This is a genomic window from Streptomyces sp. NBC_01267 (assembly GCF_036241575.1).
Taxonomy (GTDB): domain Bacteria; phylum Actinomycetota; class Actinomycetes; order Streptomycetales; family Streptomycetaceae; genus Streptomyces.
Window position 1 is genome coordinate 6,428,924 of the sequence record NZ_CP108455.1, and the last position, 25,731, is coordinate 6,454,654.

The 25,731-nt window shown below is 70.7% G+C and carries 20 protein-coding genes; 6 read left to right on the forward strand and 14 right to left on the reverse strand.

Annotated elements, in window-relative coordinates; translation table 11 throughout:
• Nucleotides 1-112: 112 nt before the first annotated feature.
• The 6 genes from OG709_RS28810 to OG709_RS28835 form a co-directional block, all read right to left on the reverse strand.
• Nucleotides 113-1,156 carry a phage baseplate protein gene (locus OG709_RS28810; RefSeq protein ID WP_250305665.1) on the reverse strand — a complete coding sequence of 348 codons (1,044 nt, stop codon included), beginning with the start codon at nucleotides 1,154-1,156 and terminating at the stop codon, nucleotides 113-115.
• 106 nt (nucleotides 1,157-1,262) lie between these two features.
• Nucleotides 1,263-3,395, reverse strand: a complete 2,133-nt coding sequence (locus tag OG709_RS28815; protein ID WP_266640214.1) for a 3-hydroxyacyl-CoA dehydrogenase NAD-binding domain-containing protein — start codon at nucleotides 3,393-3,395, stop codon at nucleotides 1,263-1,265.
• On the reverse strand, nucleotides 3,392-4,621 hold the full coding sequence (locus OG709_RS28820; protein WP_250305663.1) for a thiolase family protein: 1,230 nt from the start codon (nucleotides 4,619-4,621) through the stop codon (nucleotides 3,392-3,394). The genes OG709_RS28815 and OG709_RS28820 overlap by 4 nt, the downstream gene beginning before the upstream one ends.
• Before the next feature lie 361 nt (nucleotides 4,622-4,982).
• On the reverse strand, nucleotides 4,983-6,266 hold the full coding sequence (locus OG709_RS28825; RefSeq protein ID WP_250305662.1) for a ribonuclease D: 1,284 nt from the start codon (nucleotides 6,264-6,266) through the stop codon (nucleotides 4,983-4,985).
• 78 nt (nucleotides 6,267-6,344) lie between these two features.
• Nucleotides 6,345-7,001: a response regulator transcription factor gene (locus tag OG709_RS28830; protein WP_250305661.1), complete on the reverse strand. Its 657-nt coding sequence runs from the start codon at nucleotides 6,999-7,001 to the stop codon at nucleotides 6,345-6,347.
• A 338-nt stretch (nucleotides 7,002-7,339) separates the two neighbouring features.
• Complete coding sequence (locus tag OG709_RS28835) at nucleotides 7,340-7,990, reverse strand: DUF3000 domain-containing protein (RefSeq protein WP_250305660.1); 651 nt, start codon at nucleotides 7,988-7,990, stop codon at nucleotides 7,340-7,342.
• Between the two features lie 92 nt (nucleotides 7,991-8,082).
• On the opposite strand from OG709_RS28835, the gene hemE reads away from it, so the two are divergent.
• Entirely contained in the window at nucleotides 8,083-9,156 is a 1,074-nt protein-coding gene (hemE, locus tag OG709_RS28840; RefSeq protein WP_326693791.1) for a uroporphyrinogen decarboxylase, read from the forward strand.
• 58 nt (nucleotides 9,157-9,214) lie between these two features.
• Here hemE and OG709_RS28845 read toward each other — a convergent pair whose 3' ends face one another.
• Both OG709_RS28845 and OG709_RS28850 read right to left on the reverse strand, forming a co-directional pair.
• Nucleotides 9,215-10,594, reverse strand: a complete 1,380-nt coding sequence (locus tag OG709_RS28845; protein ID WP_329168117.1) for an FAD-dependent oxidoreductase — start codon at nucleotides 10,592-10,594, stop codon at nucleotides 9,215-9,217.
• A gap of 24 nt (nucleotides 10,595-10,618) precedes the next feature.
• Nucleotides 10,619-11,683, reverse strand: a complete 1,065-nt coding sequence (locus OG709_RS28850) for a DUF4349 domain-containing protein (protein WP_266640210.1) — start codon at nucleotides 11,681-11,683, stop codon at nucleotides 10,619-10,621.
• Nucleotides 11,684-11,813: 130 nt separating this feature from the next.
• On the opposite strand from OG709_RS28850, the gene hemG reads away from it, so the two are divergent.
• Both hemG and hemQ read left to right on the forward strand, forming a co-directional pair.
• Nucleotides 11,814-13,223 (forward strand): protoporphyrinogen oxidase, encoded by a 1,410-nt coding sequence (gene hemG, locus OG709_RS28855; RefSeq protein ID WP_266640208.1) that lies wholly within the window; start codon nucleotides 11,814-11,816, stop codon nucleotides 13,221-13,223.
• Between the two features lie 4 nt (nucleotides 13,224-13,227).
• Complete coding sequence (hemQ, locus tag OG709_RS28860) at nucleotides 13,228-13,965, forward strand: hydrogen peroxide-dependent heme synthase (RefSeq protein ID WP_266640206.1); 738 nt, start codon at nucleotides 13,228-13,230, stop codon at nucleotides 13,963-13,965.
• 68 nt (nucleotides 13,966-14,033) lie between these two features.
• Here the strand turns inward: hemQ and OG709_RS28865 are convergent, their stop codons facing one another.
• Both OG709_RS28865 and OG709_RS28870 read right to left on the reverse strand, forming a co-directional pair.
• Complete coding sequence (locus tag OG709_RS28865; RefSeq protein ID WP_329168120.1) at nucleotides 14,034-15,641, reverse strand: alpha/beta hydrolase; 1,608 nt, start codon at nucleotides 15,639-15,641, stop codon at nucleotides 14,034-14,036.
• Between the two features lie 85 nt (nucleotides 15,642-15,726).
• Complete coding sequence (locus tag OG709_RS28870) at nucleotides 15,727-17,061, reverse strand: DUF692 domain-containing protein (protein ID WP_329168122.1); 1,335 nt, start codon at nucleotides 17,059-17,061, stop codon at nucleotides 15,727-15,729.
• A 357-nt stretch (nucleotides 17,062-17,418) separates the two neighbouring features.
• On the opposite strand from OG709_RS28870, the gene OG709_RS28875 reads away from it, so the two are divergent.
• Nucleotides 17,419-19,503, forward strand: a complete 2,085-nt coding sequence (locus tag OG709_RS28875; RefSeq protein WP_250305652.1) for an alkaline phosphatase family protein — start codon at nucleotides 17,419-17,421, stop codon at nucleotides 19,501-19,503.
• Nucleotides 19,504-19,609: 106 nt separating this feature from the next.
• Here the strand turns inward: OG709_RS28875 and OG709_RS28880 are convergent, their stop codons facing one another.
• The 4 genes from OG709_RS28880 to OG709_RS28895 are packed head-to-tail and all read right to left on the reverse strand — an operon-like array spanning nucleotide 19,610 to nucleotide 22,377.
• Entirely contained in the window at nucleotides 19,610-20,377 is a 768-nt protein-coding gene (locus OG709_RS28880) for a class I SAM-dependent methyltransferase (protein WP_329168124.1), read from the reverse strand.
• A 44-nt stretch (nucleotides 20,378-20,421) separates the two neighbouring features.
• Complete coding sequence (locus OG709_RS28885; RefSeq protein WP_329168125.1) at nucleotides 20,422-20,895, reverse strand: arsenate reductase ArsC; 474 nt, start codon at nucleotides 20,893-20,895, stop codon at nucleotides 20,422-20,424.
• A complete protein-coding gene (gene arsB / locus OG709_RS28890; RefSeq protein WP_266640198.1) occupies nucleotides 20,888-21,979 on the reverse strand; it encodes an ACR3 family arsenite efflux transporter in 1,092 nt (363 codons plus the stop codon). The genes OG709_RS28885 and arsB overlap by 8 nt, the downstream gene beginning before the upstream one ends.
• The gene (locus OG709_RS28895) at nucleotides 21,976-22,377 is read right to left on the reverse strand and encodes an ArsR/SmtB family transcription factor (protein WP_250305649.1); all 402 of its coding nucleotides are present in this window, start codon (nucleotides 22,375-22,377) and stop codon (nucleotides 21,976-21,978) included. The genes arsB and OG709_RS28895 overlap by 4 nt, the downstream gene beginning before the upstream one ends.
• A 173-nt stretch (nucleotides 22,378-22,550) precedes the next feature.
• On the opposite strand from OG709_RS28895, the gene OG709_RS28900 reads away from it, so the two are divergent.
• On the forward strand, nucleotides 22,551-22,970 hold the full coding sequence (locus OG709_RS28900; protein ID WP_250305648.1) for an ArsI/CadI family heavy metal resistance metalloenzyme: 420 nt from the start codon (nucleotides 22,551-22,553) through the stop codon (nucleotides 22,968-22,970).
• A gap of 350 nt (nucleotides 22,971-23,320) precedes the next feature.
• A complete protein-coding gene (locus tag OG709_RS28905; protein ID WP_329168128.1) occupies nucleotides 23,321-25,717 on the forward strand; it encodes a GH92 family glycosyl hydrolase in 2,397 nt (798 codons plus the stop codon).
• Nucleotides 25,718-25,731 lie beyond the last annotated feature (14 nt).

Sequence of the window (25,731 nt, forward strand, 5' to 3'; positions counted from 1 at the left end):
GACGTGATCTCCCGTGGGGGATTTCACCGGAACGCCACGCAAGGTGATCGGTCGATCACGTAACGCTGATCAACGGTCGCTGATTACGTGTTACTGATGACACGCGGTGCGGTCATTCCGTGAAGCCGTACACACTCAGCTCTCTGCGTCCGGCTGTCTTCGTCGAGAAACCCGTGCACAGCCGGGGGGTCGGCGAGAGCTGGACGGCTATTCCCTCCGGCTCGCGGAATGGGAGGGAAGGGGCGGCGGTGATCCGCCGGCGGCCCGCTGTCTTTCCGGTTCCGAGGGCGATGGCGGAGGCAAAAGTATTTCCCCCGGATTCGGGAGGATTGCTCCCGCTCCCATCGGTGTAGGGATTTCCGGTGAGTTGGTAGATGTAGTCCCCATGGAGAGCGCAGCCCTGAAGGGCTTCGCCCTTGTGACGGGCCGTCTCGCGCATCGTGTACAGGGGCTCGTAGCGTCCCGCGAGGAAGTCGTCCATGCCGTAGACCGCGTAACGGTGGTGCTTGCCCGCCCAGTGGCTGATCAGCACCCGGCGGCCCACGAGATCCAGCGCGGGATGGTTGCGCACGGTCCCCGGCAGCGGGGTGTGATGGCGTACGGCGGGCGAATCGCTGTCGAGCACCGTGCCGTCGGTGAACGGCACCCGCGCCACCGCGCGCCCGTACCCGGTCTCCGGGTGCGCCCGGGACTCCACCCACAGCTGGACCCCGGCTCCGGAGGGTTCGACGCCCATGGATATCCCGTGCCCGAACCCACGCAGATACATATGGCCGAGAAGTGCCCCTGCCAGCGACAGTTTCGATACGCACATGTCACCACGGCGGAGCCGGTCGGCGTACCGGACGGCCCGCGGTTCGCCGGGCAGCCGCAGACCGTCCTGCACCTGCTGGACCGTGTAGAGATGGCCGTGGGCGTCGTCGAAGGCGAAGGACTGGGCGCCCGTGGTGTCGTACAGGGCGGTGCGGCCGAGCACGCGCGACGGTGACGCGATGACGAAGTCCCCCGCCGCGCGCCGCTTCCGCAGATGTGACACCGGCGGGCGCGGGTCCCGGGTGGTGGCCAGCACACCGCCCGTGGCGACCGCCGCGGCCCCGGCTCCGCCCGCGATCAGCAGCGTCCTGCGGCTGACGCCGCGCCTCCCGTTGTCCACCATTGCTTCCGTGCCTGCCGTTCCTGACCCTGTGGGGAGCGACGAACGCCCGCCCGCACCCGGACAGGTCCAGGGGTGCGGACGGGCGCCTTCGCCTCGGTCGGACAGGTTACGCCGGGACGCTCGCCACGCCCTGCGCCAGGAACTTCTTGCCGTTCACCCGCTCCGAGACACCTTCGCGGTCCAGGTACGGGGTGATGCCGCCCAGGTGGAAGGGCCAGCCCGCACCGGTGATCAGGCAGAGGTCGATGTCCTGCGCCTCTGCCACGACACCCTCGTCCAGCATCAGGCCGATCTCCTGCGCCACCGCGTCCAGGACCCGGTCGCGGGTCTGCTCCTCGGAGAGGACCGAATCGCCCTGCTTGAGGAGAGCGGCGACCTCCGGGTCCAGCTCCGGCTTGCCGGAATCGTAGACGTAGAAGCCGCGCTTGCCCGCCTCGACCACGGCGGCCAGGTTCCCGGAGACCGTGAAGCGCTCGGGGAAGGCGCGGTGCAGGGTCTCGGAGACGTGCAGACCGATGGCCGGGCCGACCAGCTCCAGCAGCACCAGCGGGGACATCGGCAGGCCGAGGGGCTCCACGGCCTTCTCGGCGACCGCGACCGGGGTGCCCTCGTCGATGACGTTCTGGATCTCGCCCATGAAGCGGGTGAGGATGCGGTTGACGACGAACGCCGGGGCGTCCTTCACCAGTACCGCGGTCTTCTTCAGCTTCCGCGCGACACCGAAGGCCGTGGCCAGCGCGGCGTCGTCGGTCTGCTCGCCGCGCACGATCTCCAGCAGCGGGAGGATCGCGACCGGGTTGAAGAAGTGGAAGCCGACGACCCGCTCGGGGTGCTTCAGCTTCGACGCCATCTCGGACACCGAGAGCGAGGAGGTGTTGGTGGCGAGGATCGCGTGCGCCGGAGCGACCGCCTCGACCTCGGCGAACACCTGCTGCTTGACGCCGATCTCCTCGAAGACCGCCTCGATGACGAAGTCGGCGTCCGAGAAGCCCTCGGCCTTGTCGAGCACACCGGAGACCAGGGCCTTCAGACGGTTCGCCTTGTCCTGGTTGATGCGGGACTTCAGCAGCAGCTTGTCGATCTCGGCGTGCACATAGCCCACACCCTTGTCGACACGCTCCTGGTCGATGTCGGTGAGGACGACCGGGACCTCCAGGCGGCGCAGGAAGAGCAGCGCCAGCTGCGAGGCCATCAGCCCGGCGCCGACCACGCCGACCTTGGTGACCGGGCGGGTCAGGTTCTTGTCCGGGGCGCCGGCCGGGCGCTTGGCGCGCTTCTGCACCAGGTTGAAGGCGTAGATCCCGGAGCGCAGCTCGCCGCCCATGATCAGGTCCGCGAGTGCCTGGTCCTCGGCGTCGAAGCCCTGCTGCAGGTCACCGTTCCTGGCGGCCCCGATGATGTCCAGCGCGCGGTACGCGGCCGGGGCGGCGCCGTGCACCTTGGAGTCGGCGATCGCCTTGCCGCGGGCGACGGCCTGGTCCCAGGCATCGCCGCGGTCGATCTCCGGACGTACGACCTCGATCTCGCCCCGCAGGACGGCGGAGGTCCAGATCAGCGACTGCTCCAGGAAGTCGGCGCCCTCAAAGATCGCGTCGGCGATCCCGAGCTCGTGGACCTGCTTGCCCTTCAACTGGCGGTTCTGGTTGAGGGAGTTCTCGATGATGACCGAGACCGCGCGGTCCGCACCGATCAGGTTCGGCAGCAGTACACAGCCGCCCCAGCCCGGTACGAGACCCAGGAAGACCTCGGGCAGCGAGAAGGCGGGCAGGGACGCGGACACCGTGCGGTACGCGCAGTGCAGACCGACCTCCACCCCGCCGCCCATGGCCGCGCCGTTGTAGTACGCGAAGGTGGGCACCGCGAGTCCGGACAGCCGCTTGAAGACCTCGTGGCCGCCCTTGCCGATGGCGAGCGCGTCCGCGTGGTTCGTCAGCAGCTCGACGCCCTTGAGGTCGGCGCCGACCGCGAAGATGAACGGCTTGCCGGTGATGCCGACACCGACGATCGCTCCTTCGGCGGCCTCCTTCTCGACCTGGTCGACGGCGGTGTCGAGATTCGCCAGCGACTGCGGTCCGAAGGTCGTCGGCTTGGTGTGGTCCAGGCCGTTGTCGAGCGTGATCAGGGCGAACCTGCCCGCGCCGCCCGGCAGATCGAGGTGGCGTACGTGCGCCTGGGTGACGACCTCGCCGGGGAACAGCTCGGCCGCGCCCTTCAGGAGCTCAGAGGTGGTGGTGCTCACTTGGTGCCTCCGGCAGTGGTGTCGAAGTGAGGGTTCTCCCAGATGACCGAGGCGCCCATGCCGAAGCCGACACACATGGTGGTCAGGCCGTAGCGGACGTGCGGCTGCTCCTCGAACTGCCGCGCCAGCTGCGTCATCAGACGCACACCGGAGGACGCGAGGGGGTGGCCGAAGGCGATCGCGCCGCCGTACTGGTTGACGCGGGCGTCGTCGTCGGCGATGCCGTAGTGCTCCAGGAACGCCAGCACCTGGACCGCGAACGCCTCGTTGATCTCGAAGAGGCCGATGTCGTCGATGGACAGCCCCGCCTTGGCGAGCGCCTTCTCGGTCGACGGGATCGGGCCGTAACCCATCACCTCGGGCTCGACGCCCGCGTAGGCGTACGAGACGAGCCGCATCCTGACCGGCAGGCCCAGCTCGCGCGCGGTCTCCTCGGACGCGAGGAGCGACGCGGTGGCACCGTCGTTGAGGCCGGCGGCGTTCCCGGCCGTGACCCGGCCGTGCGCACGGAACGGAGTCTTGAGACCGGCGAGCGACTCCAGAGTGGTACCGGGGCGCATCGGCTCGTCGGCGGTGGCCAGACCCCAACCGGTCTCCCCGGCCTCCGGGTTGGTGCGGCGTACGGAGACCGGCACCAGGTCCTGCTGGATCTTGCCGTTGGCGTACGCCTTGGCGGCCTTCTCCTGCGAGCGCACGGCGTACTCGTCGGCGCGCTGCTTGGTGATCGTGGGGTAGCGGTCGTGCAGGTTCTCCGCGGTCATGCCCATGAACAGGGCGGACTCGTCGACCAGTTTCTCGGAGACGAACCGGGGGTTCGGGTCGACGCCCTCACCCATGGGGTGGCGCCCCATGTGCTCGACGCCGCCCGCGAGGACGATGTCGTACGCGCCGAAGGCGATCGAGCCCGCGGTCGCCGTCACGGCGGTCATCGCGCCCGCGCACATCCGGTCGACCGAGAAGCCGGGAACGGACTGCGGCAGCCCGGCGAGGATGCCCGCGGTACGGCCCAGGGTGAGCCCCTGGTCGCCGATCTGCGTGGTCGCCGCGATGGCCACCTCGTCGATCTTCGCGGGGTCCAGATCCGGGTTGCGGCGCAGCAGCTCCCGGATCGCCTTCACGACGAGATCGTCGGCGCGGGTCTCGTGGTAGATGCCCTTGGGGCCCGCCTTGCCGAACGGGGTGCGGACGCCGTCGACGAAGACGACGTCCCGGATGGTACGAGGCACGATGGCTCTCCTCCAGGGTGCGGGGTGGCACTGCTGCTGCGCGGGCACGCCGGGGCGCGCTGCACAAGGTCATGCTACCCACGGGTAACCATGCTGCCCAGTCCTTGGGGCGGGAGCGTCGAAGGTCACATGGGCGCGGAGCGCCGTCCAGTGGCGCCGTCGCCCGCCGGGCCGTGCCCGTGAGCGGCATCGGCCCGCCGCCCCCGGCCGTCATTCGATGGCGTGCACATGTCAATCAATGATCGCAAGGAAGCGTTGCCGAACGAGCCCGGTACGGCCCACGGCCCGGAGCCGGTGCAGTGTGTGAGGGATGCGGTCCGGGACTTCGGGCCTGCGGCGACGGCGCCGCAGGCCCGGTTCGTCAGCTCTGCTGCGGAGCGTCCTGAAGCGCGCTCACCAGCAGCGGCGCCACCTGCTCGACCTGCCAGCGCCGGGCGCCCAGCTCCGAAAGAACGGCTGAGATCTTGTCCTCCGTCCGCTCCCGGGGCGGCTCCCAGCAGACCCGGCGCACGGTGTCCGGCGTCATCAGGTTCTCCTGGGGCATGTTCAGCTCTTCGGCGAGAGCCGACACGGCCGCACGGGCCGCGGAGAGACGGGCCGCGGCTGCCGGGTTCTTGTCCGCCCAGGCGCGGGGCGGCGGCGGCCCCGCCACCTGCTGGCCGGGCTGCGGGAGCTCGATGTCGGGGAGCGCCTTCGCCCGGTCGACCGCCGCCTGCCACTGTTCGAGCTGACGCTTGCCCATGCGGTGACCGAATCCGGTCAGCGCCGTCAGCCCCTGGACGTTCACCGGGAGAGCGAGGGCCGCCTCGACGATCGCGCCGTCGCCGAGCACCTTCCCCGGCGACACGTCACGCCGTTGCGCGATCTTGTCGCGGGCGGTCCAGAGCTCCCGTACGACGGCCATCTGACGGCGCCTGCGGACCTTGTGCATCCCGGAGGTGCGGCGCCACGGGTCCTTGCGGGGCGGCGCGGGCGGCGCCGACGCGATGGCGTCGAACTCCTCCATCGCCCAGCCCAGCTTGCCCTGCCGGTCGAGCTCCTTCTCCAGCGCGTCCCGCAGATCCACCAGCAACTCGACATCGAGCGCGGCGTAGCGCAGCCACGGCTCGGGCAGCGGGCGGGTCGACCAGTCGACCGCGGAGTGCCCCTTCTCCAGAGTGAAGCCCAGGACGCTCTCCACCATCGCGCCGAGGCCGACCCGGGGGAACCCGGCCAGCCGTCCGGCCAGCTCCGTGTCGAAGATCCGGGTGGGAACCATGCCTATTTCCCGCAGACACGGAAGGTCCTGGGTCGCGGCGTGCAGCACCCACTCGGCGTCGGCGACGGCCGCGCCGAGGCCGGAGAGATCGGGGCAGCCGACCGGGTCGATCAGTGCGCTGCCCGCGCCCTCGCGGCGCAGCTGCACGAGATAGGCGCGCTGCCCGTAGCGGTAGCCGGACGCCCGCTCGGCGTCGACGGCCACCGGGCCGGTGCCCGCCGCGAAGGCCGCGACGACATCGGCCAGTGCTTCATCGGTGGCAATCACCGGAGGAATGCCCTCGCGGGGCTCCAGCAAGGGAATCGGCGCCTGTTCGACGTCGTCCGGGGGAGCGCCCCCGGTGGTTCGCAGTGCTGTCTCTGCTGCGGTCTCTTGAGCGTCGGTCACTCGTCAAGGGTATCGGTGAACACACAGCACCCGTCGACGGAACGATCCGTCGACGGGTGCTGAGGGGGCGTATTTGAGTCAGTGGATGATTCCGGTACGGAGGGCCACCGCGACCATTCCGGCCCGGTCGCCCGTGCCGAGCTTGCGCGCGATCCGGGCGAGGTGGCTCTTCACGGTCAGGGCGGAGAGCCCCATGGAGACACCGATGGCCTTGTTGGACTGACCTTCGGCGACCAGCCGCAGCACTTCGACCTCGCGGCCGGAGAGCTCGCGGTAACCACCCGGGTGGCTCGGGGTGCCCGGGGGGCGGCGCTGCATCCGGGCGGCGCCGATGGGTGCGGCGCCGGGCCGGGTCGGGTGACCGACGTTGTTACGGGTGCCGGTGACGACATATCCCTTGACGCCGCCCGCGAGGGCGTTGCGTACGGCGCCGATGTCGTCGGCGGCGGAGAGTGCCAGGCCGTTGGGCCAGCCTGCGGCCCGGGTTTCGGACAACAAGGTCAGCCCGGAACCGTCGGGCAGGTGGACGTCGGCCACGCAGATGTCACGTGGTTTACCGACGCGGGGACGGGCCTCCGCGATGGACGACGCCTCGATGACGTCACGGACTCCGAGCGCCCACAGATGGCGGGTGACGGTGGAGCGGACGCGCGGGTCGGCCACGACGACCATGGCCGTCGGCTTGTTCGGGCGGTAGGCGACCAGGCTTGCGGGCTGCTCGAGGAGAACGGACACCAGGCCTCCTGGGAAGGTGCGGAACGGTGCCGGCCGGGGGAAGGAGCCGGGGCGAACCGTGCTTGAAGGGTCACAGACTTCTTCGGCAGCAAACCCGCCCGGCTTTAGAGAATGATCACGATTTAGTGAGTAACAATTCGGGCAAATAGGACGCGCGCTCGATCATTCGAAAGATGGTCGTGTCCGCGGAGGTTCTGTTCGTGGCCCAATTGCGGCTTCATCTGCGCCGGATTTGTTGCCGTATGACAGCCTTGCTGCGGCTCGCGGCGCTCTCCGCGGTGGCCCGTGACCCGTGACGCGTGCCCGGTGCCGCGCGTGCGGAGAAGACGCCCGCACGGTTACTGCACCCGGGGTCCGCGCCGCTGCGGCAGGGAGACCACCGCGGCGTCCGGCGGGCCGACCGGCGGCAGCCCCGCGATCTGGCACAGCAGATCGCACCAGGCGGCCAGATGCGCCGCGGTGTCGGGCACCCCGCCCCGGCCTTCGCTCGGTGTCCAGGAGGCCCGGATCTCGATCTGCGTCGCCGGTTTGCGCTCCGCGAGGCCGCCGAAGTAGTGCGAACCCGCGCGGGTCACCGTGCCGCTCGGCTCCCCGTACGACAGCCCGCGCCCGTGCAGCGCGCCCGTCAGCCAGGACCAGCTGACCTCGGGCAGCAGCGGGTCCGCTGCCATCTCCGGCTCCAGCTCCGCCCGTACGAGCGTCACCAGCCGGAAGGAACCCTGCCAGGCGTCGTGCCCGGCAGGGTCGTGGAGCAGGACGAGCCTGCCGTCCGCCAGATCGTTGTCGTTCTCGACGACCGCGGCCTCCAGGGCGTACGCGTACGGAGCGAGGCGGCGTGGGGCCTTGGTCGGGTCGATCTCCATCTCCGGCCGCAGACGGGCCGACTGCAACGCCTCGACCGCCTCCCGGAACGCGGGCGGGACGGAGTCCGTCTCCGCACTGTTCGTACCGTCAGCGCCATCTGAAAATCGTCCCTGAGCCGCAGCCATGCGGGGAACACTAGGCGGAACGAGCCTCCCGTGCAGGGAAGGACACCCGGCCCGGGGCAACCGCTTCCCCCGCACATGCGAAACTTCTCGACGTGAGTGCCAACGACCGCCCCACGGGCGCCCAGAAGCAGACAAATCCCGCCGCAGACTCGGCTTTCCTCAAGGCGTGCCGACGCGAGCCGGTTCCGCACACGCCGGTCTGGTTCATGCGGCAAGCCGGACGCTCACTCCCCGAGTACAAGAAGGTGCGCGAGGGGACGGCGATGCTGGACTCGTGCATGCGGCCCGACCTGGTCACCGAGATCACGCTCCAGCCGGTGCGCCGCCACAAGGTGGACGCCGCCGTCTACTTCAGCGACATCGTCGTACCGCTCAAGGCCATCGGGATCGACCTCGACATCAAGCCGGGCGTCGGTCCCGTCATCGCCCGGCCTATCCGTACCCGCGCCGATCTCGCGCAGCTGCGCGATCTGGAGCCGACGGACGTCTGGTACGTCACCGAGGCGATGGGCCTGCTGACCGCGGAGCTGGGGTCCACCCCGCTCATCGGCTTCGCGGGTGCGCCGTTCACGCTCGCGAGCTACCTCATCGAGGGCGGCCCCTCCCGTAACCACGAGCACACCAAGGCCCTGATGTACGGCGACCCGCAGCTGTGGGCCGACCTCCTCGACCGGCTCGCCGAGATCACCGCCGCCTTCCTCAAGATCCAGATCGAGGCGGGCGCGAGCGCCGTCCAGCTCTTCGACTCATGGGTGGGCGCGCTGGCCCCCGCCGACTACCGGCGCTCGGTGATGTCCGCGTCGGCGAAGGTCTTCGACGCGGTCGCCCCGTACGGGGTCCCGCGCATCCACTTCGGTGTCGGCACGGGCGAACTGCTCGGGCTGATGGGCGAGGCGGGCGCGGACGTCGTGGGCGTCGACTGGCGGGTCCCGCTGGACGAGGCGGCCCGCCGCGTGGGCCCCGGCCGCGCGCTCCAGGGCAACCTGGACCCGGCCGTGCTCTTCGCCACGCCGGAGGCCGTGGAGGCCAAGACGGACGAGGTGCTGGCCGCAGCCGCAGGGCTGGAGGGCCACATCTTCAACCTCGGCCACGGGGTCCCGCCCACGACCGACCCGGACGCGCTGAGCCGCCTGGTGGAGTACGTCCACACCCGCACGGAGCGCTGACACACCCCGGCCGGCGGCGGGCTCGACCATACGAACCCGCCGCAGGCCGGGCGCAGGCCTACAGGCCCGCCTTCCGCACCGCCGCCACCGTCTTGCGCGCGGCGACGAGCACCGGATCCCACACCGGTGAGAACGGCGGCGCGTACCCCAGGTCGAGCGAGACCATCTGTTCCACCGTCATCCCCGCGGTGAGTGCCACCGCCGCGATGTCCACCCGCTTCGCCGCGCCCTCACGCCCCACGATCTGCACACCGAGCAGCTTCCCGGAGCGCCGCTCGGCGAGCATCTTCACCGTCATCAGCGCCGCGCCGGGGTAGTAGCCCGCGCTGTTCGTCGACTCGATCGTCGCGGTGACGAACTGCAGTCCGGCCGCACGCGCGTCCTTCTCGCGCAGCCCGGTCCTGGCGATCTCCAGATCGCAGACCTTGCTCACCGCGGTACCGACGACCCCGGGGAACGTCCCGTACCCGCCGCCCACGTTCGAACCGATGACCTGGCCCTGCTTGTTGGCGTGGGTGCCGAGCGCGATGTGCCGCATCCGGCCCGCGACCAGGTCGAGCACCTCGACGCAGTCGCCGCCCGCCCAGATGTTGTCGTGACCGCGTACCCGCATCGACAGATCGGTGAGCAGCCCGCCGTACGCGCCCAGCGGGAGCCCCGCCGCGCCCGCGAGCGCGGTCTGCGGCTCCACGCCGATGCCCAGGACCACGACGTCCGCCGGGTACTCGGCCGCGTCGGTGACGACCGCCCGTACCCGGCCGTCGGCGTCCGTGCGGATGCCGGTGACCTCGGCCCCGGTCACGGTGGTGATGCCCAGGCCGTCCATCGCCCGGTGGACGAGCCGCCCCATGTCCGGGTCGAGGGTGGCCATCGGCTGGGCGCCGCGCGTCAGGACGGTCACCTGGTAGCCGCGGTGCAGCAGCGCCTCGGCCATCTCCACGCCGATGTACCCCGCGCCGACGATCACCGCCCGGCCGCCCTCGGTCCGGTGCAGGTCGTCGATGAGGGACTGGCCGTCGTCGAGCGTCTGCACCCCGTGCACCCCAGGCGCGTCGATGCCGGGCAGCGGGGGCCGCACCGGCCGGGCGCCCGTGGCGACGACGAGCTTGTCGTACGGGGTCCAGGCGCCGTCGCCGGTTTCCAGGTCGCGGGCGTGCACCCGTCGTCCGGCGACGTCGATCTCCGTCACCTCGGTGCGCATCCGCAGGTCGATGGCGCGGGCGCGGTGTTCCTCGGGTGTCCGGGCGATCAGGTCGTCCCGCTCGCCGACCTCACCGCCCACCCAGTACGGAATTCCGCACGCGGAGAAGGACGTGAAGTGGCCGCGCTCGAAGACGGTGATCCCCAGCTCCGCAGGGCCCTTGAGCCTGCGGGCCTGGGACGCGGCGGACATGCCCGCCGCGTCACCGCCGATGACCACCAGTCGTTCCGCTGCCATTGCGTTCCTCCCGTACCGATCGGGTCACTCCTGCTCGTGCCGCGCTTCCTCCTGGGACGGTACGTGTGCGGGCGGCGCTACCTCTCCCGGCGACACCTGCCCGGTCGGCATCTGCCCCGACGGCGCCCTCTGCGGCGACACCTTCCGCCACGGCGCCTTCCCCCACGACACGGGGCGCCAGGCGCCCCGCTCCGGAAGCCTCCGGCGCAGCAGCCGCCAGACCGCGAAACCCAGCGCGGCCGCGGCGGCGAACGGAGCCACCGCGGCGATCACGATCGCGATCCACCTGACCACCGCCACGAACGCGTCCCAGCCGCCGGCCAGGGCGCCCAGGAAGGACGGGCCGCCGTCCTTCTCCGCCGTCTTCCCGCTGTCGTCCTGCGGGGCCGCGGGTTCGGACAGCCGCAGGGTGATGGTCGCCAGGTCGGTGCGGTCCTTGAGCGACGCCTGCTCGGCCAGCAGCGACTCCAACGCGGCTTCCCGCGTGCTCAGTTCACCCTCCAGCGAGACCACGTCACTGAGCTGGGACGCCTGCTTCATCAGGGTGCGGACGCGGGCCACGCTCGCTCGCTGCGAGGCGATCCGGCTCTCGACATCGACGACATCGCTGGTGACGTCCTTGGCGTCCGCCTTGCGGTCGAGCAGCTTGCCCGAGCCCTGGAGTCCGGCCAGGACCTCGTCGTACGCGCTCTGCGGGACGCGCAGCACGAGGGTCGAGCGCACCAGGCCGTCCGCGGTCCGTTCGGTGGACTCGCTTCCGACGAAGCCTCCGGCGTCCTCGGCCGCGGTGCGGGCGTGGTCGAGGGCCTTCTCGGTGTCCTTGACCTCCACGGTGAGTTCGGCGGTTCGGACGATCTTGTTCTGCACGGCCGACGGTGCCTTGCCGCCCGACTGCTTCGCAGCGGACGCGGAACCGGAACCCGAACCCGACCCGGAGCCCGAACCGGCGGCGCCACTGCCTTCGGCCGGCTGCACGGCGGGGTGGGCGGCGGCGGCCGACTTGCCGCCACTGTCACCGGCCGCGCCGCACCCAGCGACGGCGACCGATGTGGTGAGAAGGAGAGCCGCAAGGGCTCTGGCTGCACGCATGGACGTTCCCCCCGGGGACATGACGCTGGACGGTGACGGTTTGACGTCCGGGGAGGCCTGGCGGGTTGCCCGATTGCGGTTCCGAAGCGGTCACGTTCGGGCCTCGGAACGGGTTTGAGAGAGTAGGGGCATGAATGCGGACACGCGTACGGCTCATGTCGTCGTCATCGGAGGCGGGATCTCGGGTCTCGCCGCAGCGCACCGGCTGCTCGCCACCGGAGCCCGGGTGACGGTCCTGGAAGGCTCGGGCCGGGTCGGCGGCAAGCTCCACGCGGGCGAGATCGAAGGCGTACGCGTCGACCTCGGCGCCGAATCGATGCTCGCCCGTCGCCCCGAAGCCGTGGCCCTGGCCCGTGAGGTGGGTCTCGACGCGGCGCTCCAGCCGCCCGCCACCAGCAGCGCCCGCCTCTGGAACCGGGGCGTGCTGACGCCGATGCCCAAGGGCCATGTGATGGGCGTCCCCGCCGACGCCGCCGGGCTCGGCGACGTCCTCTCCACCGAGGGCCTGCGCCGCATCGGCCAGGACAGCGAACTGCCGCCCACCGAGGTCGGCGAGGACATCGCACTCGGTACGTACGTGGCCGCCCGGATGGGCCGCGAGGTCGTCGACCGCCTCGTCGAACCGCTGCTCGGCGGCGTCTACGCGGGCGACGTCTACCGCACCTCCATGCGGGCCGCGGTTCCCGCGCTCCACGCGGCGGCACGCGAACACGCCACCCTCGGCGCCGCGGTGCGCGCCCTGCAGCAGCGGGCCACACCCTCGACGGCACCGGTCTTCATGGGAATCGACGGCGGCATCGGCACCCTCCCGCTCGCCGTCGCCGACGCGGTCCGCGCCCGCGGCGGTGACATCCGGCTGCACCAGCAGGTGCACGAGCTGAGGCGTACGGAGGGGGGCTGGCGGCTGCGTACCGACGAGGGCCCACTCGACGCCGACGCCGTGGTCCTCGCGGTCCCTGCCTGGGCCGCGTCCGCGCTGCTCGCCGACGAGTCACCGGCCGCCTCCACCGAGCTGGCCGCCGTCGAGTACGCCTCGATGTCGCTGGTGACCCTCGCCTTCCGCCGTACGGAGCTGGACCTCCCCGAGGGTTCCGGCTTCCTCGTACCGCCCGTGGACGGCCACACCATCAAGGCGTCCACCTTCTCCAGCCAGAAGTGGGCCTGGTCCGACGCCGACCCGGAGCTGGCCGTGCTGCGCACCTCGCTCGGGCGCTACGGCGACGAGGAACATCTGCACCGTGAGGACGCGGACCTGGTCGACCTGTCGCTGAGCGACCTGGGCGAGGCGACCGGACTCACCGCGAAGCCGGTGGCCACCGTGGTGACCCGGTGGATCGACGGGCTGCCGCAGTACCCGGTCGGGCACTTGGCCCGGGTCGCTCGCGTGCGGGACGCCGTCGCCGGGCTGCCGTCCCTGCGGATCTGCGGTGCGGCCTACGACGGTGTGGGCATTCCGGCCTGCATCGCGAGCGCCGAGCGGGCTGCGAACGAGATCACAGCAACCCTGGCGTCGGGCACCGCGAGCGGCGCGGGACAATAGCCGCATGACTGATGCTCCGGAGACCGTGAAGTCCCCCAAGGCCCCGAACGCGGGCAAGAAGGCCAAGGACCTCAACGAGGTCGTGCGCTACACGCTGTGGTCCGTCTTCAAGCTGCGCGACGTGCTGCCCGGCGACACGGACCGCACGGCTGTCGCCGACGAGGTCCAGGAGCTGTTCGACCAGCTCGCGGCCAAGGACATCACCGTCCGCGGCACGTACGACGTCTCCGGGCTGCGCGCGGACGCCGACGTGATGGTCTGGTGGCACGCGGAGACCGCGGACGAGCTCCAGTCCGCGTACAACCTCTTCCGCCGCACCCGCCTCGGCCGGGCGCTGGTGCCGGTCTGGTCGAACATGGCGCTGCACCGCCCCGCCGAGTTCAACAAGTCGCACATCCCGGCGTTCCTCGCCGACGAGACGCCCCGCGACTACGTCTCGGTCTACCCCTTCGTCCGCTCCTACGACTGGTACCTGCTGCCCGACGAGGACCGTCGCAGGATGCTCGCGGAGCACGGGAAGATGGCCCGGGGCTTCCCGGACGTACGCGCCAACACCGTCGCCTCGTTCTCGCTCGGTGACTACGAGTGGCTGCTGGCCTTCGAGGCCGACGAGCTGTACCGCATCGTCGACCTGATGCGTCACCTGCGGGGCTCCGAGACGCGTATGCACGTACGCGAGGAGGTCCCCTTCTACACCGGCCGGCGCAAGTCGGTCGCCGATCTGGTGGCCGGGCTCGCCTAGGAGCTGTCCGGCCGACCGACCGGCCGGACGAGCCCCGGGGTGAACCCGGCTCTCCATGACCCGGAAGATCAGAGAGCGGGCCGCGGCTGCGGCAGCGTCCGCTTCTCCAGCGACACCGGGTCCGGTTGCGGGTGCGGCGCGCACGAAGCGCGCCGCACCGGCGTCCGTCCCGTCAGCAGATAGTCGTCCAGGTACCTGTTGACGCACGTGTTGCGGCCACCGCCGATGCCGTGCGTACCCGCGTCCCGCTCGGTGACCAGCACCGACCCCCGAAGCCTCCGCTGGAGTTCGAGCGCCCCCGGGTACGGGGTGGCCGCGTCCCGCTCGGCGGCCAGGATCAGCGTCGGGGGCAGCGCGCCCTCCGCGGTACGGACGTCGAGCGGCTGCTGCTGCGGTGCCTGCCAGTAGGCGCACGGCAGATTCATCCAGGCGTTGTCCCACGTCTCGAACGGCGCCCGCCGGGCGAGCGCGGTGTTGTCGGCGTCCCAGACCCGCCAGTCCGTCGGCCAGGGGGCGTCGTTGCACTCGACCGCCGTGTAGACGGCGGTGCCGTTCTCGTTCTCCTTCGCTGCCGCGCGGTCCGGTGCGGCCAGCTTGATCAACGGCTTCGCGTTGCCCTTCAGGTACTGCGAGAGCGCGTAGGCGTCGGCCGGCCACACGTCGTCGTAGTAGCCCGCCTGGAGATACGCGGCCTGAAGCTGCGCGGGACCGACGGTGGAGCCCGCGGGCTTGTCCGTGAGCCGGGCGCGCGCCGTCTCGTAACTGGCCAGCACATCCGACTCGTTGGCGCCCAGGTGGTACGTCTTGTCGTGCTTCGCCACCCAGGTACGGAAGTCCGCCCACCGGCTCTCGAACGCGAGCGACTGCGCGAGGTTGTTGCCGTACCAGATCTGCTGGGGGTCCGGGTCGACCGCCGAGTCGAAGACCATCCGGCGGACGTGCGAGGGGAAGAGCGTCGCGTACAGCGCGCCGAAGTAGGTGCCGTAGGACGCGCCCATGAAGGTGATCTTCCGCTCGCCGAGCGCCGCCCGCAGGACGTCCAGGTCCCGTGCGTTGTTCAGCGAGTTGTACTGCCGCAGCGCCGGGCCCGCCTTGCGGGCGCAGCCCGCCGCGTACGCCTTCGCCTGCGCGATCTTCTTCCGCTTGAACGCTTCCGAGGGATGGATCGGCGCCGCTGTCGGTTCCTCGGCGTTCGTGGCGGGATCCTCGCAGGACAGCGGCGCCGAGCGGCCGACCCCGCGCGGGGCGTAGCCCACCAGGTCGTAGGCGGCGGCGAGCGGCTTCCACGCGGGGACGGCGGTCGCCATCGGGAAGTACATGCTGGAGGCGCCGGGGCCGCCGGGGTTGTAGATCAGGGCGCCCTGGCGGTCGGCGGGCTTGCCGGTGGCGTGCGCGTGACTGACGGTCAGGGAGATCTGTTTCCCGTAGGGGTCCGCGTAGTCCAGCGGGACCCGCACGGTGCCGCACTTCACGGCGGCGGGCAGCCCCTCCGGCTTCGGGCAGGCGCCGAAGGTGATCCCGGTCGCCGCCGCCCGCGCGGCGGCGACCGCGGTGCCCGCGGCCTCGGCGGTGGCGGCGGTGTCCGTACCGACGTCGCCCGGCGGCGCGGCGCCCAGCGCGGACAGGCCGGACAGGACCAGAACCCCGGCGGTTCCGTACAGCGCGACTGCCTTCATCGGTGTCCCTTCGTGCGGCTACTGAACAAAAGGGATACTTGGTGCGGTAGTTGGCGTTGTAAAGGACCGTCCGACGGTGTCGGACTCATTGACCCCGATGCGCGGGACGGCCCCTGAACCGGGTGCGCACCGCGCGCGCGATGCGGCCGGCCCTGGTCGGGGGGTGCGGGGCCGCCCGGTCCTGCCACCAGAGGCTGAGGCGGCGCCGGGCGGCGGCATCGGCGGGCTGCCCCGAGCGGAGCAGCTGCTCGGCGAAGTCCAGCGCGTCACGGCGGTAACCGCCGCTCATCGGACGGGACTTGGCATACGCGAGGAACGCGCTCCGGTAGCCGGTGCCGAGCAGGACGGGCAGCTCCGGGGCGACCTTCGACACGACATCGGCGCGCTTGGCGGCCAGGGACCGGCTCTGGACGCCGAGCCGGCCGGCGTCGAACCCCTCGGGCGCGGGGGTACCCGCGACCAGCGCGGACAGCAAGGAGGTCTCGGCCAGGGCGAGCCGCTGACGGGTGCGGGTGGTGTCGGACGTCGTCGGGGCCGCGGGCGGGCGCGGAGCGGGGGAGGGGGCCCGGGGGGTCCGCCCGGCGTCGGCCGTGAGGTGCCGGACCGTCAGAGTCCTCCGGATCGCGTCCAGTTCACCCGCCAGTGCCTCCGCCGGCGGGAAGTCGTCGTCCCGCTCCAGCAGCACGCCGGGCGGGTCCACCCGGGCGCGGAGCTGCGCCAGTACGTCCAGGACCGGCCCGGTCACCGGGTGGGCGTGGGTGTCGTGCCAGACGCCGTCCTTCTCCACACCGCCCGCGACATGGACGTACGCGATGGCCTCCACCGGCAGCTCGTCCAGGGCGGTCGCCGGGTCCTCGCCGCGGTTGACGTGGTTGGTGTGGAGGTTGGCCACGTCGATCAGCAGGCGGACGCCGGTACGCTCCACCAGCTCGGCCAGGAACTGGCCCTCCGTCAGCTCCTCGCCCGGCCAGGAGATCAGCGCGGCGATGTTCTCCAGGGCGAGCGGGACGGGCAGCGAGTCCTGGGCGATGCGGACGTTCTCGCACAGCACGTGCAGCGCGTCCCAGGTACGGGGGACCGGTAGCAGATGTCCCGCTTCCAGCTCGGTGGACGCGGTCAGCGGACCCCCGGCCCTGACGAACGCGAGGTGCTCGGTGACCAGCGGCGATCCCAGGAACAGGGCCCGCTCGGCCAGCGCGTCCAGCCGGTCATCGGCGGGCCGCCCGGCGCCGCCGATGCCCAGTGACACCCCGTGCGGCACCACGGTCACCCCGCGCTCGCGCAGTCGCCGCAGCGAGTCGGGGAGATGACCGGGGCAGATGTTCTCCGCGACCACCTCGACCCAGTCGATCCCGGGCAGCCCCTCCACCGCCCCGGCGATCTCCGGCCGCCATCCGATGCCGATCCCCAGCTGCCCCATGGTGTCCCCCTCCGCCGCCCCCGCGGTTCCGGCCCGTGCGGGGCTGATGACCCCGGAGGGGCGCGGTGAATCCACCGGGCGGCAGATTCAGAGCTTCATTTGAGGTTGCCGGAACCCACGCCGCCCGAGGCCGACGGAACCGTGTCGCATGTCGATGTCCCGGCGCCGCAAGGCGGGTTCGATTGCCGGGATAAGGGCAGCAGAAGCTGGCAAGCCTGAAGTTGATCAGCCTGATCACCGTTTGGTTGGTGTTTACACGGAGTTGGTGTTCACTCGCTTCGATGAGCAGGCTGCGGTACCCGTCCCTATCTGTGCATACCTATGCATACCTGTGCTTATCTGCGCGAGGAGCTTTCCATGGACCCCGATCCGATCACTCCGGCACCCGAGTCCGGGCTCGGCGACAAGACCGACACGGCCACCGGCGCCTCCCGTCGCCGGTTCCTCCAGGGCGGCGGGATCGCCGCCGGGGCGCTGGTGTTCGGCGCGACCGCCGGCGCGGGCGGCGCGTACGCCGCTCCGAAGCAGCCGAGGTATGTCGTACCGAAGGGCTTCAAGGGCGATATATCGGACCTGAAGCATGTGGTGATCCTCATGCAGGAGAACCGGTCCTTCGACCACTACTTCGGCACGTTCCCCGGCATACGCGGCTTCAACGACAAGCAGGCGCTGCGCTTCCAGGACGGCACCACCGTCTTCCAGCAGAAGAACAGCGACGGCACGATCGTCACCCCGCAGGCCGATGACGGCGCCTGGGGCAACGACCACGGAGCCTGGGGCGACGTCGAGCATCGCAAGTGGGATCTGTGGGCGCAGCACAGCGGCGCCAGTTGCATGAACTACCACAGCGACGACTACATGGGCTTCTACCACTCCGTCGCCGCCCAGTACACCGTCGCCGACCAGAACTTCTGCTCTGAATTCGGGCCGACCGACCCCAACCGGAAGTACCTGTGGAGCGGCACCGCCAACAGCGAGACCGGCAACACCGATGAGTCCAACTACTCCCGTTCCTGGATCACGGTGGCCGAGCAGCTCCAGCAGGCCGGCATCGACTGGCGGCTCTACTCCGACAACAGCGGCAACGGGCGGCAGGGGTACATCAGCTCCTGGATCGGCGACTACGGCGACAACGAGCTGAAGTACTTCAAGGGGTTCGAGCCGGAGGGACTGAGCGCCGACGACCCGAAGCTGAAGCCCGGCACCGGGCTGATCTGGCGTGCCAACGCCACGTACTACGCGGGCGCCACCACGCCGGACGACGACTCCGACGAGAACCTCGACGCGGTCCTCAAGAACTTCCATGACGCCTGCCAGCCGGGTGCGGAACACCCCCTGCCGGCGGTCTCCTGGCTCGTGGCGCCGTACGGCTGGTCCGAGCACCCGGGCGCGGACACCCGGCACGGCGAGCGCTACGTCAAGAAGGTGCTCGACAGCCTGCAGAGCAACCCCGACATCTGGAACCACACCCTCTTCATTCTCAACTACGACGAGAACGACGGGAAGTTCGACCACGTGCTGCCGCCGTGGCCCGAGCCGGGCACGGCCCGCGAGTACGCCGGTGACTACCCGCTCGGCCTCGGTGCGCGGGTACCGATGCTGCTGGTCTCGCCGTGGACCCGCGGCGGGTACGTCGCCTCGGAGGTGTTCGACCACACCTCGACGATCACGTTCCTGGAGACGTGGGCGGCCCACCTCGGCAAGCCGTTCCGCTGCCCCAACATCAGCGACTGGCGGCGCTCGATCGCGGGCGATCTGACCAGCGCACTCGACTTCACCCACCCGCAACCCGGACCGGCCGACTTCCCGGACCCGCTCGCCGAGCACGCGCAGCCGGTCGCCGCCGACCACATGAAGCCCCGCCCGCTGAGCTTCCATCCGCACGCGACGCTCTCGGAGGACCACGCATCGGGGACGGTCACTGCGCGGATGACGCTGACCGGCGGCCCGAACGACAAGGCCCTGAGCTTCCAGGTGTTCCCCGACAAGTACCAGGCGTTCTCCAACACGCCGTACACCGTCACCGCGCGCAAGCCGCGCGACCACACCTGGGACACCAAGGCCACCGACGGAAAGTACGCCTTCTCGATCTACTCCAACGACGGCTTCGTCCGCTCCTTCGCCGGCCAGGTCGCGCCCGCCGGCAACAAGGGCGGTGGGCTCCCGCGCGCGGAGGTCGACCTGCTGAGGAGTGAGGGCGCCAAGCGCGAGGCGCAGGTGAGACTCACGCTGCACAACGACGGCACCAAGCCGGTGCACTACACGCTCACCGCCAACGACTACCTCGGCCGGACCCAGAAGGTCACCGTGGCCCACGGCAAGACGAAGGTCGTCATGTGGCCGACGCAGGAGGGCCGTTACGACGTGGTCGTCACCGTCGACACCGACACCACCTGGACGCAGCGCTACGCCGGCCGGATCGCTACCGCCGGAAAGGGCTGATCCGTCAGGACACCCGTGGCGACGGCAGCCGTCCCCCGGCCGCCGTCGCCAGGGTGCTCGCCGTCCGGGGCCGTGACCCGGTGTCCGGCAAGCGGTGTTCCGGGTGTTACGGCTCGTCACACCGACGCGCGAGATGGACGGTGATGTCGGCGGCGAGCTCGACCGTCCCGGGAAGGACCTGAAGGATCTCGCTGAATACCTGTTCCTGCACCGGGGCGGGCAGCACGAGGTAGGCCGAGACGGTCGAGAGGTGGCCGACGAAGTCGCGCGCACTCATCGTCAAGTGCCGTTCGATCACGGACTGTTGGACGTCGGTGAACCACTCGGACCGTTGCAGCTCCGTACCCGGCCACTGCAGGTGATGCCCCGGAGGTGTCCCGTCCGGGGACGGGACCTCGTCGCTGTCCAGGAACGGCGCCCGGGCAGTGCGGACGGCTTCCTCCACGGCCGGGTCGGCCAGCTGGACCGGCCCGGCGAACGAGGCGAACACCCCGCCCGGTTCGAGCAGTGAGGCCATGTGCGACCACCGGCTCTCCGGGGCGGTCCAGTGCAACGCTGCTGCCGCGTAGACCAGTTCGTACCTCTCGCCCGGTGGCACGTCCTCGAAGGCGGCTCGCACCGTCCTGACGCCTGCCGGCACATGCTTGCGCAGTTCGGCGAGCATGGCCCCGTCGGGCTCGGTCGCGGTGACCGTGACGCCCTGCTGGGCGAACAGGCGGGTCGCCTTGCCGGTCCCCGCGCCAATTTCAAGGGCAGTTCGAACCGGCTGAGCCGCGTAGGCCGTCACCATGTCGAAGAGCTCCACGGGATACCCCGGCCGGAACCGTTCGAAGGCTTCCGCCATCACTCCGAAGCTCAGCGCGCGACCGGACATGCCTGGCATCCTGACACGGGCCGCGCCGTTCACGCCCCGCCGTGTCACGCCCCGTCGTTTCGCGCGCTGCCGTTTCGCGCCCCGTCGGCCGACGGGGGTGCCGTGCCCTGAGAGCCCAGCACGTGTGCGATCAGCGCTTCGATCCTCGCCCTGATCTCGTCACGGATGGGGCGTACGGCTCGGACGCCCTGCCCGGCGGGGTCGGGCAACTGCCAGTCGAGGTACTGCTTTCCGGGGAAGACGGGGCAGGCGTCGCCGCAGCCCATCGTGATCACGACGTCGGACGCCTGTACGGCCTCGACGGTGAGCACTTTCGGCACCTCGGCCGAGACGTCGACGCCCACCTCGGCCATCGCCTCGACGACGGACGGGTTCACCGCGTCGGCGGGGGCGGACCCGGCGGACCGTACCTCTACGCGGTCGCCCGCGAGGTGGGTGAGGAACGCGGCGGCCATCTGGGAACGGCCGGCGTTGTGGACGCAGACGAACAGTACGGAGGGGAGAGCGGCGTCAGACATGGGCGGGGTCCTCCTCGGTCAGAGGTGCGGGGGCGGTGAAGTAGCGGCGGGCGTACAGCGCGACGTGGACGAGGCCGATCAGCACCGGCACCTCGATGAGTGGTCCGACCACGCCCGCGAGGGCCTGACCGGAAGTGGCGCCGAACGTGGCGATGGCCACCGCGATCGCCAGCTCGAAGTTGTTGCCCGCGGCGGTGAAGGCGAGCGTCGTCGCGCGCGGGTGGCCGAGCCCCACGGCGCGGCCGACCGCCATCGAACCGGCCCACATGACCGCGAAGTACACGAGCAGCGGCAGTGCGATGCGGACGACGTCGAGCGGCTGAGAGGTGATCGCGTCGCCCTGCAGTGCGAACAGCACAACGATCGTGAACAGCAGCCCGTACAGCGCGAACGGCCCGATCCGCGGGATCAGCCGCGCCTCGTACCAGGTACGGCCCTTGGCCTTCTCGCCGATCCGGCGCGTGAGGTACCCGGCGGCGAGCGGGATGCCCAGGAAGATCAGCACGCTCCGGGTGATCTCCCACACGGACACGTCGAGGCCGGCCTGTTCGAGACCGAGCCAGCCGGGCAGCACGGACAGGTAGAACCAGCCGAGGGCCGAGAACGCGATGACCTGGAACACCGAGTTCAGCGCCACCAGTACGGCGGCGGCCTCACGGTCACCGCAGGCCAGGTCGTTCCAGATGATCACCATGGCGATACACCGCGCCAGCCCCACGATGATCAGGCCCGTGCGGTACTCGGGCAGGTCGGGCAGGAACAGCCACGCCAACGCGAACATGAGCGCCGGGCCGACGATCCAGTTCAGCAGTAGCGAGGGAAGCAGGAGGCGCCGGTCGCGGGTGACGGTGTCGAGCCGGTCGTAACGCACCTTGGCGAGGACCGGGTACATCATCACGAGCAGGCCGAGCGCGATGGGCAGCGATACACCGGTCACGGTGACCTCGGCGAGCGCGTTCCCGAGGCCCGGCACGACGCGGCCGAGACCGAGGCCGAGCGCCATCGCGGCGAGAATCCACACGGCGAGGTACCGGTCGAGGAAGGACAGTCGGCCGACGACCGGCTGCTCGGGTGCGGCGCTCACGAGGTCGCCTCGGCGGGCGCGGCGGGCAGGGTCTCGCCGGCGGGACGCGTCAGGACGGCGGCGAGACGGTCGGTCATCTCGGGCAGCAGCCAGTAGTAGACCCAGGTGCCGCGCCGCTCGCAGTCGATGAGCCCGGCCTGCCGAAGCAGTTTGAGGTGGTGCGAGATCGTCGGCTGCGACAGGTCGAAGGCCGGGGTCAGGTCGCAGACGCAGACCTCGCCGCCGGCGCGCGAGGCGATCATCGAGAGAAGGCGCAGGCGCACCGGGTCGCCCAGCGCCTTGAACACCTTTGCCAGCTCCACGGCCTGCCCCTCACCGAGGGGAGCGGCCAGCAGCCCGGGACAGCAGGGGCCGGTCCCGTCGGTCTGGCCGAGCACTGCACGCTCTTGTTTCGACATGCTTCTATGTTGACGTTCTTCGATCCAAGATGCAACCTTGAATCGACAAGCATCAATGCAGGCAGACGTTCTTGCAGACGGATGCCCGTGCGGGCGGATGGCGATGCAGACGGATGCCCGCGGTCAGATGTCGATGCGGTCAGACGTCACTACAACCGATCGGAGTCACCACCATGTCCCGTGCACAGCTCGCCCTGCGCGTCAGCGACCTCGAAGCGTCGGTCACCTTCTACTCGAAGCTGTTCGGCACCGAACCGGCCAAACGACGCGAGGGATACGCCAACTTCGCCATTGCCGAGCCGCCGCTCAAGCTCGTGTTGATCGAGGGCGAGCCCGGACAGGAAACCCGCCTCGACCACCTCGGCGTAGAGGTCGACTCCACGGACCAGGTCGCAGCCGCAACCGGCCGCCTCGAGGAGGCGGGCCTCGCCACGTTCGAGGAGAACGACACCTCGTGCTGCTACGCCGTGCAGGACAAGGTATGGGTGCACGGCCCCGGGAAGGAGCCGTGGGAGGTCTACGTGGTCAAGGCCGACGCCGACCGGATGGGCAAGAGTGACGCCCTTGACGGCGACGCATGCTGCAGCAGCTGATTCGACTGCCCTGCCATGACGTGCCACGCCATGACGTGCCACGCCACGCCATGCCACGTCATGCCATGACGTGGGCGCCGAGCGCCGTCGCGATCCTGAGCGCGACGCGCCGGCCGCGTTCGCCGTGGTGCTGCTGCTGATCGCGGCGGGCGTCGGTCGGACCTGGTAGCGCAGGAGTACGGGGCTGGACGAGCCCCGTACTCCGCAGCGTCCCGCAGGGGGTTGCGCCCGCCTGCCCCTTGACGCTCCCGCGTTCGCGGCCCAAAATGAACCCACTCTTGACAACGTTGTCAGATAGTGAGCGCTCCGGCACCGCCGCCCCTCTTCGCCCCTGCCTCCGGGAGACCGTCATGACCGAGCCCAGACGTCCGCTCACCCGACGCACCTTCCTGGCCGGTACGGGTGTCGCTGCCCTCGGTGTCGCCGGCGCCGCCGGCGCGGTGCCGGCAGCCGCTGCCGTACCGGCCGCGACACCGGGCGGCGCCGCGGCCCGCACCGTGGCGCAGGCGGCCGGCACCGTCCGTCAGGCCATCGCGCCGGTGGACCTCGTCGACCCGCTGATCGGCGCCCTGACCACCTCGCCCGACACCGCCTGCGGCAAGACGTTTCCCGGCGCCGACACTCCGTTCGGCATGGTGCAGTTGAGCCCGGACACGGTCAGTGGCGGTGACAACGGCAGCGGCTACTCGGCCGACATGACGACCATCGAGGGCTTCAGCTTCCTCCACCTCGGCGGAGTCGGCTGTTACGGCGATCTGGGCAACCTCCAAGTCATGCCGCAGACCGGGGAGTTGGTCACCGGGCGGGACGCGGCGAAGAGCCCGTACCGCAAGGAGACCGAGACCGCGCGGGCCGGCTACTACGCGGTGGACCTCGACCGCTACGGGGTGCGGGCCGAACTCACCGCGGCGCGCCGGGCGGGCATGATCCGCTTCACCTTCGCCGAGGCGGGCCTCGGCCGGATCAAGGTCGATCTGGCCCGGCGGATCGGCTTCGACGGTTCACACAGCGTGGCACAGGATCTGCGGATGGTGGACGCGCACACCGTCGAGGGCTCGATGCGGGCCGACCGCTCGGGCGGTGGCTGGATCTGTGGCAACGGGCCCACGTACACCGTGTACTTCTGCCTCCGCTTCCAGGACCCGCTGACCGCCTTCGGCACCTGGGACGGGGACACGGTCTCCCGCTCGGCGACCGAGCAGTCCAGTGCGAGCGACAGCGCCGGGTTCTTCGCGGAGTTCCCCGTGCGGGCCGGTCAGCAGGTGCGCCTCAAGGCCGGAGTCTCGTTCGTCAGCGTGGCCGGAGCCCGCGGGAACCTCGAATCCTCCCTGCCGGACTGGGACTTCGACCGGGCCGAGCAGCGGGCGCGGGACGCCTGGTCGGAGGCGCTCGGCCGGATCTCGGTCAAGGGCGGGACCGCCACCCAGCGGGAGATCTTCTACTCCGCGCTGTACCACACCATGATCGACCCGCGGATCTCCAGCGACGCCGACGGCGCCTCCCGCTTCGGCGACGGCCCGGTCCGGCACGACGGGTTCGCCCAGCGAACCGTCTTCAGCGGCTGGGACGTCTTCCGCGGCGAATTCCCGTTGCTGACGCTCATCGACGAGCAGACGGTCGCCGACCAGATCAACACCCTGCTGGCGCTGACCGACTCCGGCAGGGTGAAGGGCCTGGCCCGCTGGGAACTGCTGGGCACGGACACCGACACGATGGTCGGCGACCCGGCGGTGAACATCATCGCCGAGGCGTACACCAAGGGCATCCGCGGCTTCGACGCGGAGAAGGCCTACGCCTACTGCCGCGACGTGGCGCTCGGGCCGGCCGAGAAGTCCAACCGCAACGACTTCCAGAACTGGACCACGCTCGGCTGGTGCGTGGACACCAGCCTGTCCAAGACGCTTGAGAACAGCTACTCCGACTATGCCCTCGCACGGTTCGCCGAGGCGCTGGGCCGGCACGGCGACGCGCGCAGGCTGGACGGCACCGCGAAGAACTACCGCAACCTCTTCAGCCCGGAGGCCGGCTGGTTCCGCGGCAGGAACGCGGACGGCTCGTGGATGGGCGACCAGGACGGCTGCATCGAGTCCAACCCGGACCAGCAGGGCTGGTTCGTGCCGCACGACGTGCCGGGGCTGATCGGCCTGCTCGGCGGCCGGGACGCCTTCGTCGAGCGGCTCAACGGCATGTTCGAACGCACGCCGCCCGAGCTGATGATGAAGTGGAACGACGCGTACAACCACTCCAACGAGCCGGTGCACCAGATGGCGTTCATGTTCGTCTACGCGGGCGCTCCGTGGCTGACCCAGAAATGGTCACGGTACGTGTGCGAGTACGCGTACGGCACGGGGCCGGCCGGTCTCGCGGGCAACGACGACTGCGGCCAGATGTCCGCGTGGTACGTGCTGGCCGCGGCCGGTTTCTACCCCGTCGCCCCGGCCGGCGGCGTGTACGCGCTGGGGAGCCCTCTCTTCGACGAGGCCGTGATCACCACGAGCCGCGGGACCCGGTTCACGGTGGAGGCGCGGGACAACTCGGCGGAGAACCTGTACATCAGGTCCGCGCGGCTCAACGGCCGTCCGCTGAACCGGGCATGGCTCACTCACCAGGAAATCGTGGACGGCGGCCGACTGAGCCTGACGATGGGCCCCCGACCCGACAAGAGCTGGGGCAGCGACCCGCGTCAGGCGCCTCCGGCGAGCACCCGCCCGGTGCCGCCCGCGAGCGCCTCCGCCCACGGACGCTGAACCGGCCAGGGAAG